Origin of the sequence: Nonomuraea coxensis DSM 45129 (assembly GCF_019397265.1) — a bacterium.
Lineage (GTDB): Bacteria > Actinomycetota > Actinomycetes > Streptosporangiales > Streptosporangiaceae > Nonomuraea > Nonomuraea coxensis.
Genome location: NZ_CP068985.1, coordinates 3,775,821 through 3,792,097, shown reverse-complemented (window position 1 = coordinate 3,792,097; position 16,277 = coordinate 3,775,821). Strand labels below are relative to the sequence as shown.

The following is a 16,277-nucleotide window of genomic DNA, read 5'->3' as shown; positions in this document are numbered from 1 at the left end:
TCGTGGACAGCAGGACCAAACGCCGCTTATCGGCGGCAGAGCTCGACGCGCTGGCCCGGCGGGCCCTGGGCGCGGGGGTCACGGCGTCCGCCGAGCTGACCGACGGGTTCGCCAACGCCGTGTGGCGGCTGTCCCTCGACGACGGCCGCGAGGTGGTGCTGAAGCTGGCGCCGCCGCCCGAGCTGGAGCAGCTCAGCTACGAGCGCGACCTGCTGCGCATGGAGGCCGCCGCCATCGGGCTGGCCGCCGCGGCGGGCGTGCCGGTGGCCGGGCTGCTGCACGCCGGGTTCGACGATCCGGTGCTGGGCGGCGACTACCTCATGCTGGCCGCGCTCGACGGGGTCTCGTGGAACGCCTGCAAGGACGCGCTCCCGCCGGGCCACGGCGACGAGCTGCGCCGCGAGCTGGGCCGCCACCTCGCCAGGCTCAACGGGGTGACCGGCGAGGTGTTCGGCTATCCGCACGCCGGCATCACCGGCGCGACCTGGCGGGAGGCGTTCCTCGCGATGGTGCGGGCGCTGCTGGGCGACACCGAGCGCTACCCGACGCCGCTGCCGCGCCCGGCCGGGGAGATCCTGGCGGTGTTCGAGGCCGCCGCGCCCGTGCTCGACGAGGTGACGACCCCCCGCCTGGTGCACTTCGACGTGTGGGTGGGCAACGTCTTCCTGGATCTGCGCGGCACGCCGCGCATCCAGGCCCTCATCGACCACGAACGGGCGTTCTGGGGCGATCCGGTCGCCGAGTTCGTCACGCCGACGATCTTCGGCGAGCTGCGGGAGGACGATCCGCTGCTGGCGGGCTACCGCGAGGTGACGCCGCTGGAGCTCACGCCCGCCGCGCTGACCCGGCTCGACCTCTACCGCGCCTACCTGTCGCTGATCCTGCTGGTGGAGAACGGACCCCGGCAGTACCCCGAGGAGGAGTACGCCGGGCTCCGCGACGCGGCCTACTCCTCACTCGCCGGGGTGCTGGACCGCCTCGTACGCGCCTCCCTGGACGCCGTGGGCTAGCTTCGCGCACTGCCCCGCCCCGGCTCCGACGATCACCAGCTCCTTCGCGCCGACGACGGTCACCGCGCCCTGGACGCCGGTGCCGAGCAGGTGGACCGGCCAGGTTCGCGGCTGACAGTGCGCCAGCCAACCTGGTCGTAGTATTGACGCGCTCCCCGGCCTGAAGGCCGGAGAATCAGCCCGTACCGCGTGTGCGGCACCTCTGTGGCTTCCTGTTTCACCGGGTCCTGCCCTCCGCTAGGCGGCGGGTCTTACGGTCCCTCCGCAGGCGTTTGGCCTCTCCGCCCGTCCGGCGGCCAGAATATTGATCGCCGCATTGACGTCCCGGTCGTGGACCGCGCCACACCGGCAGGTCCACATCCGGACGTCGAGCGGCATGGACTCGGTGACCGTCCCGCAGGCCGAGCACATCTTCGATGACGGGAACCAGCGGTCGATCCGCACGAAGAGGCGGCCGTGGCGGGCGGCCTTGTAGGCGAGCATCCCGACGAACTGCGACCACCCCGCGTCGTAAACGGACTTGGCCAGCTTCGTACGGGCCAGGCCCTTCACGCACAGGTCCTCCACGACCACCGTTTGGTTCTCACGGATGATCTGAGTGGACAGCTTGTGCGCGAAGTCCCGGCGCGCATCGGCCACCCTCGCGTGCGCGCGGGCGACCCTGACGACGGCCTTCTCGCGATTGCTCGACCCCTTCGCCTTGCGCGACAAGGCCCGCTGCGCCTTCTTCAACCGGCGCTCCGAGTGACCCGAACTGGTTCGCCACCACTACCGGGTCCACGAGCTGTGGCCGGGCTCCTCCTTCGCCAGGTCGGTGGGCGGGGCACCCCAAGGCGGCTCTCAGGCTGCGGGGAGGTCGGCGAGGAGGATCGGGTCGGTGGTCGGGCGGGGCGAGCCGCGCGCCGGCTCGAGCGTGAGGGCCACCCGCTCGTCGCCGCGCAGGGGCGTCACCACGACGGGCGCGGTGACGCCGTCCCCGGCGCGGCCCAGCAGCCCGGCGGGGCGCGGGCCGTCCGGGCCCATCAGCCACAGCTCGTACGCCCGGGACTCCGGCAGCGCCGGCAGCCCGGACGAGGTGAACAGCAGGCGGGCCGCCGACCGGGACACCACCAGCGTGGCGGTCCCGCCGGAGGCGACGGGCCGGCGTACGGTCCGGACGTCGGGCGCGGCCAGCAGCACGGCCACCTGCCGGTTGACGTCCGCGGCCTCCCGGTTGGCGTCCGCGAGCCGCCGACTGGTGTCCGCGGCCTCCCGGTTCGCGTCCGCGAGCCGCTGGTTGGCCCCGGCGAGCCGGCGGTTCTCGGCCGTCAGGGCGGCGGAGTCGCGGCGCGCGTCCACGGCCACCGCGCCGAGCCCGACCGCGACCGCCGCACACCCGGCGGCCCCCCCGGCCAGCACCCGCGCCACCCACCCCCGCCCCTGCGCCCGCCCCTGCGCCCGCCCCGCCCAGGGCCTCGCGGCGGCCAGTGACGCGAGGCCGCCGCCCAGGGGCGTGGGGCGGCGGCCGGTGGCGGCGGCGAGCAGGCGGGGGCGCAGGCCGGGCGGCGGGGTCACCGCCACGGCCTCGGCCAGCAGGGCGGCCGTCTCCCGCAGCCGCCGCACCTCCGTCCCGCACCTGGCGCAGCCGCGCAGGTGCTCCTCGAACAGCACCCAGTCCGCGTACGGCAGCGCGTCCACGACGTAGGCGCCGGAGAGGGCGTGGAGGTCGTCGTCCATGGTCCCCCTTCCGAGCGAGAGGCGGCTCACGCATGTACTTCGGCCGCTCGGGCACGCCGGATGGCTCAGGCCCTTGCTTCTTTCCGCGGACGTGAGACAATCTCATCAGGTGATGAATTATGACATGTGTGATCGCGGGCGGCGGCCCGGCGGGCGCGATGCTCGCCCTGCTGCTGGCCAGAGCGGGCGTGGAGGTCACGCTCCTGGAGAAGCACGCCGACTTCCTGCGTGACTTCCGGGGCGACACCATCCACCCCTCGACCCTCCAGGTGCTGGACGAGCTGGGCCTGGCGGACGAACTACTCAAACTGCCCCACCAGGAGGTGCGCGAGGTCGGCCTGGTCACCGACGCCGGCGCGGTCCGGCTGGCGTCACTGCGCCGGCTGCCCCGCCCGTACGACTACATCGCGTTCGTCCCCCAGTGGGACTTCCTCACGATCCTCACCTCGGCCGCCCGCCGCTACCCCGGCTTCCGGCTGCTGATGCGGGCGGAGGCGTACGACCTGATCCGTGAGGGCGGAGCGGTGCGCGGGCTGCGCTACCGCGACGAGTCCGGCGAGCACGAGCTGCGGGCGGACCTGACCGTCGCGGCCGACGGCCGGCGCTCGGCGCTGCGCGGACGGGCGGGCCTGGTGCCGCGTGAGCTGGGCGCGCCGATGGACGTGCTGTGGTTCCGGCTGCCCTGGCGGGACGGCGACCCGGAGAGCACGTTCCTGCGCGTCTCGCGCGGCCACATGATGGTGGGCATCAACCGGGTGAGCTACTGGCAGCTCGCCTACCTCATCCCGAAGGGCGGCCACGACCGGCTGACCGGCCAGGGCATCGAGGCGCTGCGCCGGCCGGTCGCACGGCTGCTGCCGTTCCTCGCCGACCGGGTCACGGAGATCGAGGGCTACGACGACGTAAGCGTGCTCACCGTCGCGGTCAACCGGCTGCGCCGCTGGCACCGGCCCGGCTTCCTGTGCATCGGCGACGCCGCGCACGCGATGTCGCCGGTGTTCGGCGTGGGCATCAACCTGGCCGTGCAGGACGCGGTGGCCGCCGCGAACGTCCTCGCCGCCCCGCTGCGGTCGGGCGGGCCGGTCCCCGAGTCGCTGCTGCGCCGGATCCAGCGGCGGCGCATGCCGCCCACCGTGATCACGCAGACGGCCCAGCGCGTGGCCCAGAACCTGCTCATCCGCCGGGCCCTGAGCGGGAGCTTCGACCCCGGCTCGCTGCCGCGCGACCTGACGCGGGTGCCGGTGTTCAACCGGATGGCTCCGCGCCTGGTCGGGATGGGAATCCGGCCCGAGCACGTGGAGACGGAAGAGGTCCACCGAGGGGCTACCGACGGGTAATGGCCAAAACGTGGACAACGGGGTCGGTAGGCACCGGCTCCGTGGAATACCCTCGTATCTCGTGAGCAGCAATCTACTGGATCTCGATTCCTGGCGAGCCCTCCCCGCGGCCCAGCAGCCCGACTGGCCCGATCGCAGCGAGCTCGACAAGGTCGTCGCCGAGCTCGGCGGCCTGCCCCCCTTGGTGTTCGCGGGCGAGTGCGACCAGCTGAAGGACCAGCTGGCCGCCGTGGCCCGCGGTGAGGCGTTCGTCCTGCAGGGCGGCGACTGCGCCGAGACCTTCTCCGGCGCGACCGCCGACAACGTCCGCAACAAGCTCAAGACGTTGCTGCAGATGGCGATCGTGCTGACCTACGCGGGCAAGGTGCCGGTCGTCAAGATCGGCCGGGTGGCCGGCCAGTTCGCCAAGCCGCGCTCCAAGCCCACCGAGGTGCGCGACGGCGTCGAGCTGCCCGCCTACCGGGGCGACATGGTCAACGGGTTCGAGTTCACCGCCGAGTCGCGCACGCCGGACCCGTGGCGGCTGCTCAAGGCGTACCACTCCTCGGCCGTGACGCTCAACCTGGCGCGCGCCTTCACCAAGGGCGGCTACGCCGACCTGCGGCAGGTGCACGCCTGGAACCAGGACTTCGTGTCCGGCTCGCCGGCCGGCCGCCGCTACGAGCAGCTCGCCAGGGAGATCGACCAGGCGCTCGCGTTCATGCGGGCCTGCGGGGCCGACCCGGAGGAGTTCCACACGGTCGAGTTCTACTCCTCGCACGAGGCGCTGATCCTCGACTACGACCGGGCGCTCACCCGCATCGACTCGCGGACCGGCCTGCCCTACGACGTGTCGGCGCACATGGTCTGGATCGGCGAGCGCACCCGTCAACTCGACGGCGCGCACGTCGACTTCTTCGCCCGCATCCGCAACCCCATCGGCGTCAAGCTCGGCCCGACGACCACGCCGCAGGAGGCCCTGGACCTGGTCGAGCGGCTCAACCCGGCCAACGAGGCGGGGCGGCTCACGTTCATCACCCGCATGGGCGCCACCAAGATCCGCGAGCACCTGCCCGCGCTGGTCAAGGAGGTCACCGCGGCCGGCGCGCAGGTGGCGTGGATCTGCGACCCGATGCACGGCAACACCTTCGAGGCGCCCAGCGGGCACAAGACGCGCCGCCTGGACGACGTCCTCGACGAGGTGGCCGGCTTCTTCGAGGTGCACCGCTCGCTCGGCACGCACCCGGGCGGCATCCACATCGAGTTCACCGGCGACGACGTGACCGAATGCGTGGGCGGCGGGCACGGCATCGTCGAGACCGACCTCGCCACCCGCTACGAGACGGCCTGTGACCCCCGTCTCAACCGCAGCCAGTCTCTTGACCTGGCCTTCCGCGTGGCCGAGCTCTACCGCGGCTGACCCTGCGCTCACTCCCCCGGGCGGCGGGCCGTTCCCCGGCCCGCCGCCCGGGGGTGTCTCCGCACTCCCCTAGCACGAGTGATCTGCGTCTCAGTGCCGCATGATGCCGAACGGAATTCACGTTGTATGTGAGGTTTCGCGGCTATGATCACCCCGAAAGAGGGCGAAGACTTGGAGCCAATCGTGGACAGTGGTGCCCCGGAAGGGGTCGACCCCAACGTCCCCAACGTCGCGCGGATGTATGACTACTACCTCGACGGCAAGGACAATTTCGCGGCCGACCGGGCGGCGGCGGAGCAGATCCTGAAGAACTTCCCCCACACCAAGGAGGGGGCCCGCGCCAACCGCGAGTTCCTGCGCCGCGCGGTGCGCTACCTCGTGGACCAGGGTGTGCGGCAGATCGTGGACCTGGGCGCGGGGCTGCCGACCCAGGGCAACACCCACGAGATCGCTCCCGAGGCGCGCGTCGTCTACGTCGACTACGACTCCGTCGTGTGCGTGCACGGGCGGGCGCTGCTGGCCAGGAAGGACAACGTCGACTTCCTCCAGGCCGACGTGCGCGAGGCCGACGCGCTGCTGGACAAGCTGGCCGGGCTGGTCGACTTCAAGCAGCCGGTCGCGTTCCTGGCGCTGGCGCTGCTGCACTTCATCCCGGACGAGGTCGCCTACGACGTGGTGGCCAAGCTGCGCGAGGTGAGCGCCCCCGGCAGCTACCTGGTGATCAGCCACGCCGTGGACCCCACGCCGGACATCACCGGGCAGGCGCTGGAGGTCTACCGCAAGGCCACCGCCGCGCTCAACCTGCGCGACCGCGAGGGCGTCCTGCGCTTCTTCGACGGCTACGAGCTGGCCGAGCCGGGGCTGACGTACCCGGCGGGGTGGCGTCCCGACGACCCGCTGGCGCCGGGCAACAGCGTCGACTTCGGTTACGTGGGCGTCGGCCGCAAGGCGTGACCCCGCACGAGAAAAGCCCCGCCGCCGGCGGGGCTTTTTCTACGGCCGGCTAGTTCTGCTCGGCCTGCTTCAGCTCCTCGCTGAGCTCCTGCCTGATGGCGTCCATGTCGAGCGCCCTGACCTGCCGGATGAGGTCCTCCAGCGCGGGGGCGGGAATGGCGCCGGCCTGCGCGAAGACCACGATCCCGTCACGGATGGCCATGAGGGTGGGGATCGAGGTGATGTCGAAGCCCTGCGCGAGCGCCTGCTCCGCGTCGGTGTCGATCTTGCCGAACGTGATGTCGGCGTGCTGCTCCGACGCCTTCTCGAAGATCGGCCCGAACTGCCGGCACGGCGGGCACCAGGTCGCCCAGAAGTCGAGCAGCACGATGCCCTTGTCGGCGATGTCGTTGAAGTTCTTCTCGGTTACTTCGATGGTCGCCACAAGTGGCTCCTCGCTTGTCGGCGTCATTGTCGTGAGGTAGAACCCATACCCCGTCCGCCGCATTCCAGCTCCGGTCAGGGGCGGACCCGGCGCGGGCGCGTCCAGGGGAAGGGGGTTTTCGACTGCACATATCCGCTTAAATGCGGATAGAACATTTAAACACCGATCCTTGACGTCGGCGTACGCGGGTATGAGCAGTCCATGGACTGGGTCACCTGCGCGTATTCGGCTGCCTGCACCGGAGTCGCCACCCGGCCGTCCGGCCTCTGCCTCGCCCACCTCTCACCGGACCAGCTCCTCGACACGCTCGCGGGCGTGGCCCCTGGCCGCCTGCTCGACCTGCGCGGCACGACACTCACCGGCGACCTGCTCGGCAGGGTGCTGGAGGCGACCGGCGGCCGGTTCGGGCGCGCGCGGCTGGAGCGGGCCAGGTTCACCGGCGACGTACGCCTGTCGGGCGTCACCTTCGGCGGCGACGTCTCGCTCGACGACGCCCGCTTCGACCGGCTGGCCTCGTTCTTCGGCGCCCGCTTCGAGGGCAACGTCTCGCTGGCCGGCGCCCGCTTCGCACGGGAGCTGTCCTTCCACGGCGTCGCGGTACGCGGGCACGTCTCGCTCGACCGGGCCGTCATGGCGCGCGACGCCCTGTTCAGCCAGGCCGACTTCGGGCACGGGCTGTCGTGCGAGCGGGCCAGGTTCGACGGCTACGCCACCTTCGACGGCGCCCGCCTCGGCGACGGGGCCGCCTTCCGCGGCGCGCGCTTCGGCCGCACCCTGTCCTTCCGCAAGGTCAGCGGCAACGCCGGGTTCGAGGCGGCGCACTTCGCGGCGGACGCCTACCTGTCGGCCACCGGGCGGCTGTCGCTGGCCCGCGCCCGCGCCGACGCGACGCTCGACGTCACGGTGACGCGCTGCGGCCTCGACCTGCGCGGCGTGGAGGTGGCCGGCGCGACCGCGGTCAAGCTGACCGACTCCTCCGCCGACCTGGAGGGCGCGGTGCTGCGCGGCCCGGCCGTGGTGAGCGGCCGGGGCCGGTCGGGGGTGAGCTCGCTGCGCCAGGTCCAGGCGGCCGACCTGACGCTGCACGGGCTGGACCTGTCGGCCTGCCGGTTCGCCGGGCTCGCCCATCCCGCGGGGGTGCGGGTCAAGGACTGCGCGTTCGCGCTCACGCCGCGCGGGGTGCAGGTGAGCCTGCGCTGGCCGGTGCTGCGCTGGTTCTCCCGGCGCAGCGTCCTCGCCGACGAGCGCGGCGCGGGCGGCGAGGCGGCGTCCGGCGAGCCCGGCGTCTCCCCCGACACCCTGGCCGCGCTCTACGCCGGGCTGCGGCCGAGCGACCGCGCCACGGCCGCCGACTTCGCCTTCGCCGCGATGGAGATGCGCCGCCGGGCCGGTCACCACTGGTGGTTACCGGTGTCGTGGCTGCTGTTCGGCTACGGTCTGCGCCTCGGACGGACGGCGGGGTGGTTGACCGCCCTGGTCACGGTCGCCGTGGTGGCCGTGCTGTGGGGGTCGGCGGGTCACGCCTCCACCGTCCACCCCTGACTCCCTCCTAGAGCGTGGCGACGATCTCGGCGATGCGCCGGTAGTGCGCCGAGCGCCAGCCGCCGCCCATGATCCGGCGTGACATCTGCTGCAGCTCGTCATCGGGGTCGAAGCCCTCGTGGTCGAGGAACATCCGGGTGCCGCGGCCCTCGGGCTCCAGTCGCCAGGTGACGGTCCAGTCGGCGCTCTTGCCGTCGCGCCAGCTCAGCTTCAGCAGGCGTTCCGGCTCCAGCTCCAGCACCTCGCAGTGGACCACGCCGTCGAAGCCGACGGACTTCTTCGGCGCGGTGCGGAAGGTGAAGCGGTGCCCGACCACCGGCTTGAAGTCGCCGGGCATGAGCCATCGGGCGATCAGGTCGGGCTCGGTCAGCGCGCGCCACACCTTCGCGGGCGGATGCGGGATGAACTGGTCGAGCCGGATCGCGGTACGGTCCTCATCGGTGGCCGGCATCGCCGTCCTCCTCCATCTCGTCGAGCATCGTGGTCAGGGCGGCGAGCTTCTCGCGCCAGAAGCGTTCGTACGGGCTGAGCCAGTCACGGATCTCCATGAGCGGTTCCGGCTCCAGCCGGTAGAGCCGTTCCCTGCCCTTGCGCGTCTCGGCGACCAGCCCGGCGTCCCTGAGCACCTTCAGGTGCTCGGACACGCTGGGCCGGCTCATGGCGAACCGCTCGGCGAGCCGCCCGGCGGGCTGGCCGCCCTCCTCCAGCAGCAGGCGCAGCAGCTCGCGCCGGGCGGGGCTGGCGAGGGCTGCGAAGACGTGGTCGGCGCTCACGCCTGGCTGACGACGAAGCCGTTGCCGAAGGGGTCGTGGAACAGCAGTTGCCGGCCCCAGGGCTGCTCGCTCGGGCCCTCGGCCTCGACGCCGTGCTCACGCAGCCGTGCGGCGAGCTCGTCGACGTCGGGTGCGGCCACGACGAGGCCGCCGATCGGGGCCATGCCGGGGAACCAGGTGGCGAGCAGGAGCGTGGTCTCGCCGCCCTTGGGGGCGACGGTGAGCCAGCGGCCCATGGGGAACGGGTTGTCGGTGCGCACCTCGAAGCCGAGGACGCCGGCGTAGAACTCGAGCGCCCGCTCCTGGTCGGCGACGGGCACGGTGACGGTCTGGATCGCGGAGATCAGCATGCCGGCCACTATATGTAGGATTTTTCCTACATGACAAGCCCGTGCGGCGAGATATCAGGGAATTCCCGGATCGACCGGCGGCGGTGGCCCTCCGTACAATCGGGATCATGCGCATCGACGACTACGTGGCCGAGCTGAACCGCGTGCTCGCCGGCCCGCCCGGCCCCAAGCGGGACCTGGTCGTCGAGGCGCGCGACAGTCTCACCGACGCCGCCGACGCGCTGGAGGCCGAGGGCCTGGACCGGGCGGCGGCGGAGCGGGCGGCCGTGGCCGGGTTCGGGCCGGTCGAGGAGATCGCCCCGGGCTACCAGGCGGAGCTGACCTGCGCCGCGGGGCGGCGGCTCGGCATCCTGCTGGTCGTCGGCGTGCCGGTCACCGTGCTCATGTGGTCGGTGCTGTGGCGGCTCTACCCCGCGACCGAGACCGCCTGGCTGGCCAAGCCCGGCTGGTACGCCACGGTCTCGCGGCTGCTCGACGCCGCGCAGCTCGCCGTCGGCCTGTACGGCGGGCTGGTGCTGTTCGCGCTGAACCGGGGCGCGCGGTGGATCCGCCGGCCCCGCCTGCTCACCAGGTCGCTCGCGGTGACGGTGTGGATCTCGCTGCCGGTCACGGGCGGGCTGGGCCTGCTGCTGACGTACGGGGCGGACCAGCCCAACACGCTCGCGGCGCTGCCGGCGCTGCTGGCCAACCTGGTGACCGCCGCGCTGTGGGGACTGCAGGTCTACGGGGCGTCGCGCTGCCTGCGCCTCACCCGCCCCGTCGTGACGCCCTGCCCGTCAGCCTGAGCCCGTCAGCCTGAGCCCGTCAACCTGAGCCCGTCAGCATGAGCCCGCTCGCCTGAGCCCGCCTGAGCCCGTCAGCCTGACGCCGGGGCCTCGGGGCGCAGCACGCCGCCGATGACGCTGGCGAACTCGCGCCAGGCCGAGCGCTCCCCTTCGAGCCGTTTCCTGCCCGAGGCCGTCAGCCGGTAGGTGCGCCGCTTGCGCCCGCCCACGGTGGCCCACTCGCTGGACAGGTGGCCGATGCGCTCCAGCCGGCGCAGCGCGGGGTAGACCGTGCCCGTCGGCACGCTCAGCGCACCCCCGCTGCGCTCCTGCAACGCCTCGATGATGGCGTAGCCGTGCAGCGGCTCGCGCTCCAGCACGGCGAGCAGCAGCGCGTCCAGGTGCCCGCGCAGCGCGTCCGGATTCATGTCTCAGATCTTAGGCAACCGATCGGCATAGAGACAGCCTACATGTAGGCAATCTATATGTAGGCTGTCTATGTGTAGGCAGACACAACTATCGATCGGACCGGAGCCGGAATGGACGTACTCGACCTGGCACGCACCCAGTTCGCCGTGACCGGCGGGCTGCACTTCCTGTTCGTCGTGCTCACGCTGGGGATGGCGCCGCTGGTGGCGCTCATGCACACCCGCTGGGCCATGACGGGCCGGCCGCTCCACGAGGCGATGACCCGCTTCTGGGGGCAGATCTACGTCGTCAACTACGCGCTCGGCATCGTGACCGGACTGGTGATGGAGTTCCAGTTCGGCCTGGCGTGGAGCGGGCTGTCCCACTACGCCGGGGATGTCTTCGGCGCGCCGCTCGCCATGGAGACCCTGCTGGCCTTCTTCCTGGAGTCCACGTTCCTCGGGCTGTGGATCTTCGGGTGGGGGCGGCTGCCCCGGTGGCTGCACCTGGCGTGCATCTGGCTCGTGACGCTCACCGCGTACGCGAGCGCGTTCTTCATCATGCTGGCCAACTCGTTCCTGCAGAACCCGGCCGGGACGGTGGCCCGCGACGGCCGGCTGGAGCTGGTCGACTTCGGCGCGCTGGTCGCCAACAAGGCGCTGGTGTTCTCGTTCCCGCACGTCGTGGCGGCCGGGCTGTTCACCGGCGGCATGGTGCTGGTCGGGGCGAGCGCGTACATGCTGCGGCGGCGCACCGAGCAGGCCGAGTTCTTCACCCGCTCGATGCGCCTCGGCGTGGTGACGGCCGCGATCGGCATCACGTTCACGATGGGCTTCGGCTACGCGCAGTTCGCCGGGGTGCAGGACGGCAAGTGGGACAACATCGGAGCGGCGCTCGGGCTGGCCCTCATGATGGAGGTCGGGCAGCTCCTCGGGCTGGTCGTGCTGCTCGTCATGCTGCCGCTGATCCGCTTCCTGCCGCGGTGGCGGTGGGCGCATCCGCTGCTCGTGGCGATGACGCCGCTGCCGTTCGTGCTGTCCATCGCCGGCTGGGTGGCCAGGGAGGTCGGGCGGCAGCCGTGGATGATCTGGGGCAAGCTGACCGTGGCCGACGCCATGACGCCCGGCCTCACGGCGGGCATGGTCACCGCCTCGCTCACCGGCTTCGCGGGCGTGCTGGGGCTGCTCGCGGTCGTCGACTACGTGCTCATCGCGCGGATCGTCCGGCGCGGGCCGCGTGAACCCGACCTAGGCGCGGGCGTGCCCCGCGAGACGCGCACCCCCGCGCTGAGCTTCTAGGGAGGACTGCATGGACGTGATCTGGTTCGCCTTCTTCGCGGTGCTGCTGGCCGGCTACTTCGCGCTGGAGGGCTTCGACCTCGGGGTCGGGGTGCTGCTGCCGGTGCTCGGGCGCACCCGGGAGGGGCGCGACCGCATGGTGGCGGCGATGGCGCCGTACGTGCTGGCCAACGAGGTGTGGCTGGTGGCCGTGGCGGGGACGCTGTTCGGGGTCTATCCGGCGCTGGAGGGCGAGGTGCTGTTCGCGCTCTACCCGGTCGTGGTGGCCATGCTGCTGAGCTGGGTGCTGCGCGACGCCGGGCTGTGGTTCCGGCGGCGCGCGGACGGGCGCGGGTGGCGCGGCTTCTGGGACGCGATGATCGCCTTCGGGTCGCTCGGGCTGTCCTTCGGATGGGGCATGGCGCTGTACGCGGCGGCCACCGGGTTCTCCGCCTCGCCGGTGCACCCGCTGGGGCTGATGCTGGGCGTGGTGGTGACGCTGCTGTTCGCCTGGCACGGGTGGACGTTCCTGGCCTGGCGGGCGCCGGGCGACTTCGGCGCGGCCCGGCCGGGGCGGGCGCTGGTCCTGTCGGGGGCCGTGGCGGCGCTGCCGGCGGCGGGGGTGCTGGCCGGGGCGATGCCGTACCTGATCGAGCACAGCGCGTCGCCCGATACCTTGAATGTGCTCAGTCTCATGGTCCTGCCGTTCGCACCCATCATGCTGGGCGCGCAAGTATGGGTATGGCGCACTTTCCGCCCAGGAAAGGACGCCTTCCGGCTCCCGTCGTTCTTCTGAGGGCACGTGCACAAGGATCTTCTGCGGCTCATGCGGGCCGAGCGGGCGGTGCGGCTCCACCTGGCCGTCACGCTGGTGGCGGCCGTGCTCGCCGGGCTGCTCGTGCTGGTGCAGGCCGAGCTGCTGGCCGGCGTGCTGTCCGGCCGCTTCACCGCCGCCGCGCTCGGCGCGCTGGCCGCCGTCGTCGGGGTGCGGGCGCTGCTCGCCTGGACCCAGGGCGTCTTCGCCGGGCGCACCGCGACCGGCGTGAAGTCGGCGCTGCGCCGCCGGCTGCTGTCCCGGCTGCGCGAGCTGGGGCCGGGAGGGCTGGCCGCGCACCGCTCGGGCGAGCTGGTCACGCTGACCGGGCGCGGCCTCGACGGCCTGGACGCCTACCTCACCGGCTACCTGCCGTCGATCGCGGTGGCCGCGGTGGTGCCGGTCGCCGTGCTGGTCCGGCTGTTCGCCGCCGACCTCGCCAGCGCGGTCATCGTGCTCGCCACGCTGCCGCTCATCCCGATCTTCGGGGCGCTCGTCGGCATGACGACCAAGGCGGTCACCGAGCGGCAGTACCTCGCGCTGTCGCGGCTCGGCGGGCACTTCCTCGACGTCGTACGCGGCCTGCCCACGCTGCGCGCCTTCGGCCGGGCCCGCTACCAGGCCGGCGTCATCCGGCAGGTGGCCGAGGCCCACCGGAGCGCCACGATGCGGACGCTGCGGGTGGCGTTCCTGTCGTCGCTGGTGCTGGAGCTGTGCGCGTCGCTGTCGCTGGCGCTGGTGGCGGTGCCGATCGGGCTGCGGCTGCTCGGCGGCTCCCTGGACCTCACGACGGGGCTGCTGGTGCTGCTGCTGGCGCCGGAGGCGTACCTGCCGTTGCGGGCCATGGGGACGCGCTTCCACGCCTCCATGGAGGGGGTGGCGGCGGCCGACGCGGCCTTCGCCGTCCTGGACACGGCAGGGGACACGCGGCGCGAGGGCTCCGGCCAGGCCGCGCCGCCGTCGGCGGGCCCGCCGGAGATCCGGCTGGAGAACGTCACCGTACGCTATCCAGGGCGCGAGGCCGCCGCCCTGGAGGACGTCACGCTCACCATCAGGCCCGGGGAGCGGGTGGCGCTGGTGGGCGAGAGCGGCGGCGGCAAGAGCACGCTGCTGCACCTGCTGCTCGGGTTCGTGGAGCCGGCCGCGGGCCGGGTGCTCGTGGACGGCGCCGACCTGCGGGAGCTGGACCCGGCGGGGTGGCGGGCGCGGCTGGCGTTCGTGGCGCAGCGGCCGCACCTGTTCGCGACGTCGGTCGCGGACAACATCCGCCTCGGCGCGCCTGGGGCCTCCGACGACGACGTGCGCCGGGCCGCCGAGGCCGCGAGCGCCGACTTCGTGGCCGCGCTCCCTCAGGGCTTCGCGACCGTGGTCGGCGAGCGGGGCGCGAACCTGTCGGCCGGGCAGCGCCAGCGGGTCGCGCTGGCCCGCGCCTTCTGCCGGCCGGAGGCGTCCGTGCTGCTCCTGGACGAGCCCACGGCCCGCCTGGACGGGCGGAGCGAGGCGGCGGTGGTGGCGGGCACGGCCGAGCTGGCCCAGGGCCGCACGGCCGTCGTCGTCGCCCACCGGCCGGCGATGATCGACCTGGCCGACCGCATCGTCCGCCTGCACGCCGGCCGCGTCGTCGCCGACAGCGGCGCACCCGCAGAACCCGGCGGGCCCGGCGGACCCGGCGAGCCGGGCGAGCCGGGTGCCGGGCGGCAGGGTGAGCGGGTGGCGGCCGTTCAGGGCGAGAGCGGGGTCGAGGCATGAGGCGGGTCATGGGCAAGCGGCTGCTGTGGGCCGTGCTGGCCGGGGCGGCGGCGGATCTGGCCGGGCTCGGGCTGATCGCGGCGGCGGCCTGGCTGATCACCAGGGCCGCCCAGCAGCCGCCGCTGGCCGCGCTGAGCGTGGCGATCGTGGCGACCAGGGCGTTCGCGACGGGCAAGGGCGTCTTCCGCTACGTCGAGCGCCTCACCGGCCACGACGTGGCCCTGCGCGCCCAGGCCGGCACCCGCGAGGACCTCTACGACGCGCTGATCCCGCCGCAGCGGCCCCGCCACGGCGGCGCCGACCTGCTGAGCCGCATGGTGGACGACACCGAGGCGGTGCAGGACCTGCTGGTGCGCTGCCTGCTGCCGGCCGCCGCGGCGGCGGTGGCCGGGCTGGCGGCCGTGGTCATCGGACTGACCGTCCTGCCTCTGGCGGCGCTGGTGCTGGTGGCCGGGCTGGCGCTGGCCGGGCTCGCGCTGCCCGCGGGCACGGCGGCGGCCGCCCGCGCTGGGCGGCCAGGATCGCGCCCGCCCGCGCGGAGCTGGCGGGCCGGGTGGCGGACCTGGTGCACGGGTCGGCGGACCTGGCCGCGTACGGCGCCGACGAGGCGGCCCTGCGCCGGGCGGAGGCCGCCGACGAGGCGCTGGCCGCCCTCGAACGCCGCCAGGCCCGCGTGCACGCCGCCGCCCTCGCCGGGGGCACCCTGGTGCAGGGCCTGACCGTCGCCGCCGTCGTGCTGCTCGCCCAGGGCGCGCAGGTGGGCTCGGTCGGAACGGCGGTGCTCGCGCTGACCGCGCTGGTGGCGTTCGAGCCGGTGCTGCCGCTCGCGGCGGCGGGCGAGCGGATGGCGGGCATCACGGCGGCGCTGCGCCGGCTGCGCGAGGTCCGCGCCGCGGCCCCGGCCGTCGCCGAGCCGGCCGCCCCCGCGCCGCGGCCGGAGTCCCCGCTGACCGTCGAGGTCGAGGACCTGGTCGTCCGCCACTCCCCCGCCCCCCGCGGGCGGGAGACCCGGCCCGCGCTGGACGGCGTCTCGCTGCGGCTCACGCCCGGCAGGCGGGTCGCGATCGTCGGGCCGAGCGGCGCGGGCAAGAGCACCCTGCTGTCGGCGCTGATGCGGCTGGTGGAGCCGGAGTCCGGGCGCATCAGGGTCAACGACGCGGACGTCCGCGACCTGGCCGGCGACGACGTGCGCGCGCTCATGACCGGCCTCACCCAGGACCCGTACATCTTCCGCACGACGCTGCGCGACAACCTCCGCCTGGCCGGTCCCGACGCCGACGACGAGCGGCTGCGCCGCGCCGTGGACGACGCCCGCCTCGGCGACTGGGTGGAGCGCACCGGCTGGGACGCCGAGCTGGGCGAGGACGGCAGGACCGTCTCGGGCGGCCAGCTCCAGCGCCTGGCGCTGGCGCGGGCCCTGCTGTACGACCCTCCGGTGCTGCTGCTGGACGAGCCCGCCGAGGCCCTGGACGAGGAGACCGCGGACCGGCTGATGGCCGACCTGCTCGACGTCACCAGGGACCGCACGACGTTGCTGGTCACCCACCGCCTCAAGGGCCTGGAGTCGGTGGACGAGGTCGTGGTGCTGGAGGAGGGCCGGGTCACCCAGCGCGGCCGGCACGACGAGCTGGTGGCCGTACCCGGCTACTACCGCGACCTGTGGAAGTCCGAGGTCCTCACCCGGCGTTGACCGGCCCCGTACGGCCGGACGTTGTGTTTTCGGCGCCATCAGGTTTATGATTCAAACCAGTTTGGCTGAC

At 73.3% G+C, this 16,277-nt stretch carries 17 protein-coding genes and 1 pseudogene; 11 read left to right on the top strand and 7 right to left on the bottom strand.

Going from position 1 to position 16,277, the window contains the following annotated elements:
• Window positions 1–2: 2 nt before the first annotated feature.
• Window positions 3–1,010, top strand: a complete 1,008-nt coding sequence (locus tag Nocox_RS17740; protein ID WP_020540072.1) for a phosphotransferase family protein — start codon at window positions 3–5, stop codon at window positions 1,008–1,010.
• Between the two features lie 237 nt (window positions 1,011–1,247).
• Here the strand turns inward: Nocox_RS17740 and Nocox_RS17735 are convergent.
• Window positions 1,248–1,751: pseudogene (locus tag Nocox_RS17735) on the bottom strand (RNA-guided endonuclease InsQ/TnpB family protein); the annotation flags it as partial.
• A gap of 99 nt (window positions 1,752–1,850) precedes the next feature.
• On the bottom strand, window positions 1,851–2,726 hold the full coding sequence (locus Nocox_RS17730; RefSeq protein ID WP_020540074.1) for an anti-sigma factor: 876 nt from the start codon (window positions 2,724–2,726) through the stop codon (window positions 1,851–1,853).
• Between the two features lie 119 nt (window positions 2,727–2,845).
• On the opposite strand from Nocox_RS17730, the gene Nocox_RS17725 reads away from it, so the two are divergent.
• From Nocox_RS17725 to Nocox_RS17715, 3 genes are all read left to right on the top strand, one after another.
• Entirely contained in the window at window positions 2,846–4,063 is a 1,218-nt protein-coding gene (locus tag Nocox_RS17725; RefSeq protein ID WP_026213715.1) for an FAD-dependent oxidoreductase, read from the top strand.
• 61 nt (window positions 4,064–4,124) lie between these two features.
• A complete protein-coding gene (locus tag Nocox_RS17720; protein ID WP_020540076.1) occupies window positions 4,125–5,462 on the top strand; it encodes a class II 3-deoxy-7-phosphoheptulonate synthase in 1,338 nt (445 codons plus the stop codon).
• 183 nt (window positions 5,463–5,645) lie between these two features.
• The gene (locus Nocox_RS17715) at window positions 5,646–6,416 is read left to right on the top strand and encodes an SAM-dependent methyltransferase (protein WP_026213716.1); all 771 of its coding nucleotides are present in this window, start codon (window positions 5,646–5,648) and stop codon (window positions 6,414–6,416) included.
• 49 nt (window positions 6,417–6,465) lie between these two features.
• Here the strand turns inward: Nocox_RS17715 and trxA are convergent, their stop codons facing one another.
• Window positions 6,466–6,840 carry a thioredoxin gene (gene trxA, locus Nocox_RS17710; RefSeq protein ID WP_020540078.1) on the bottom strand — a complete coding sequence of 125 codons (375 nt, stop codon included), beginning with the start codon at window positions 6,838–6,840 and terminating at the stop codon, window positions 6,466–6,468.
• 201 nt (window positions 6,841–7,041) lie between these two features.
• Between trxA and Nocox_RS17705 the strand changes: the two genes are divergently transcribed.
• Entirely contained in the window at window positions 7,042–8,382 is a 1,341-nt protein-coding gene (locus Nocox_RS17705) for a pentapeptide repeat-containing protein (RefSeq protein ID WP_020540079.1), read from the top strand.
• A gap of 7 nt (window positions 8,383–8,389) precedes the next feature.
• On the opposite strand, the gene Nocox_RS17700 is transcribed toward Nocox_RS17705, so the two are convergent.
• Genes Nocox_RS17700 through Nocox_RS17690 form a run of 3 tightly spaced genes read right to left on the bottom strand, consistent with a single transcriptional unit; the run spans window position 8,390 to window position 9,505 of the window.
• Complete coding sequence (locus Nocox_RS17700) at window positions 8,390–8,833, bottom strand: SRPBCC family protein (RefSeq protein ID WP_020540080.1); 444 nt, start codon at window positions 8,831–8,833, stop codon at window positions 8,390–8,392.
• Complete coding sequence (locus tag Nocox_RS17695; protein ID WP_020540081.1) at window positions 8,817–9,155, bottom strand: ArsR/SmtB family transcription factor; 339 nt, start codon at window positions 9,153–9,155, stop codon at window positions 8,817–8,819. The genes Nocox_RS17700 and Nocox_RS17695 overlap by 17 nt, the downstream gene beginning before the upstream one ends.
• Complete coding sequence (locus Nocox_RS17690) at window positions 9,152–9,505, bottom strand: VOC family protein (protein ID WP_026213717.1); 354 nt, start codon at window positions 9,503–9,505, stop codon at window positions 9,152–9,154. The genes Nocox_RS17695 and Nocox_RS17690 overlap by 4 nt, the downstream gene beginning before the upstream one ends.
• Before the next feature lie 107 nt (window positions 9,506–9,612).
• Between Nocox_RS17690 and Nocox_RS17685 the strand changes: the two genes are divergently transcribed.
• Window positions 9,613–10,290 (top strand): permease prefix domain 1-containing protein, encoded by a 678-nt coding sequence (locus tag Nocox_RS17685; RefSeq protein WP_020540083.1) that lies wholly within the window; start codon window positions 9,613–9,615, stop codon window positions 10,288–10,290.
• 71 nt (window positions 10,291–10,361) lie between these two features.
• Here Nocox_RS17685 and Nocox_RS17680 read toward each other — a convergent pair whose 3' ends face one another.
• Window positions 10,362–10,697, bottom strand: coding sequence for a PadR family transcriptional regulator (locus tag Nocox_RS17680; protein ID WP_020540084.1), 336 nt, complete (start codon window positions 10,695–10,697; stop codon window positions 10,362–10,364).
• 111 nt (window positions 10,698–10,808) lie between these two features.
• On the opposite strand from Nocox_RS17680, the gene Nocox_RS17675 reads away from it, so the two are divergent.
• The 5 genes from Nocox_RS17675 to Nocox_RS43080 all read left to right on the top strand — a co-directional run bounded on the left by Nocox_RS17675 (window position 10,809) and on the right by Nocox_RS43080 (window position 16,207).
• Window positions 10,809–11,975 (top strand): cytochrome ubiquinol oxidase subunit I, encoded by a 1,167-nt coding sequence (locus Nocox_RS17675; RefSeq protein WP_020540085.1) that lies wholly within the window; start codon window positions 10,809–10,811, stop codon window positions 11,973–11,975.
• A 10-nt stretch (window positions 11,976–11,985) separates the two neighbouring features.
• Entirely contained in the window at window positions 11,986–12,750 is a 765-nt protein-coding gene (locus Nocox_RS17670) for a cytochrome d ubiquinol oxidase subunit II (protein ID WP_020540086.1), read from the top strand.
• Window positions 12,751–12,756: 6 nt separating this feature from the next.
• A complete protein-coding gene (gene cydD, locus Nocox_RS17665) occupies window positions 12,757–14,517 on the top strand; it encodes a thiol reductant ABC exporter subunit CydD (RefSeq protein WP_020540087.1) in 1,761 nt (586 codons plus the stop codon).
• Complete coding sequence (locus Nocox_RS43085) at window positions 14,514–15,236, top strand: hypothetical protein (protein ID WP_246649808.1); 723 nt, start codon at window positions 14,514–14,516, stop codon at window positions 15,234–15,236. The genes cydD and Nocox_RS43085 overlap by 4 nt, the downstream gene beginning before the upstream one ends.
• A gap of 125 nt (window positions 15,237–15,361) precedes the next feature.
• The gene (locus Nocox_RS43080) at window positions 15,362–16,207 is read left to right on the top strand and encodes an amino acid ABC transporter ATP-binding/permease protein (RefSeq protein ID WP_246649873.1); all 846 of its coding nucleotides are present in this window, start codon (window positions 15,362–15,364) and stop codon (window positions 16,205–16,207) included.
• Window positions 16,208–16,277 lie beyond the last annotated feature (70 nt).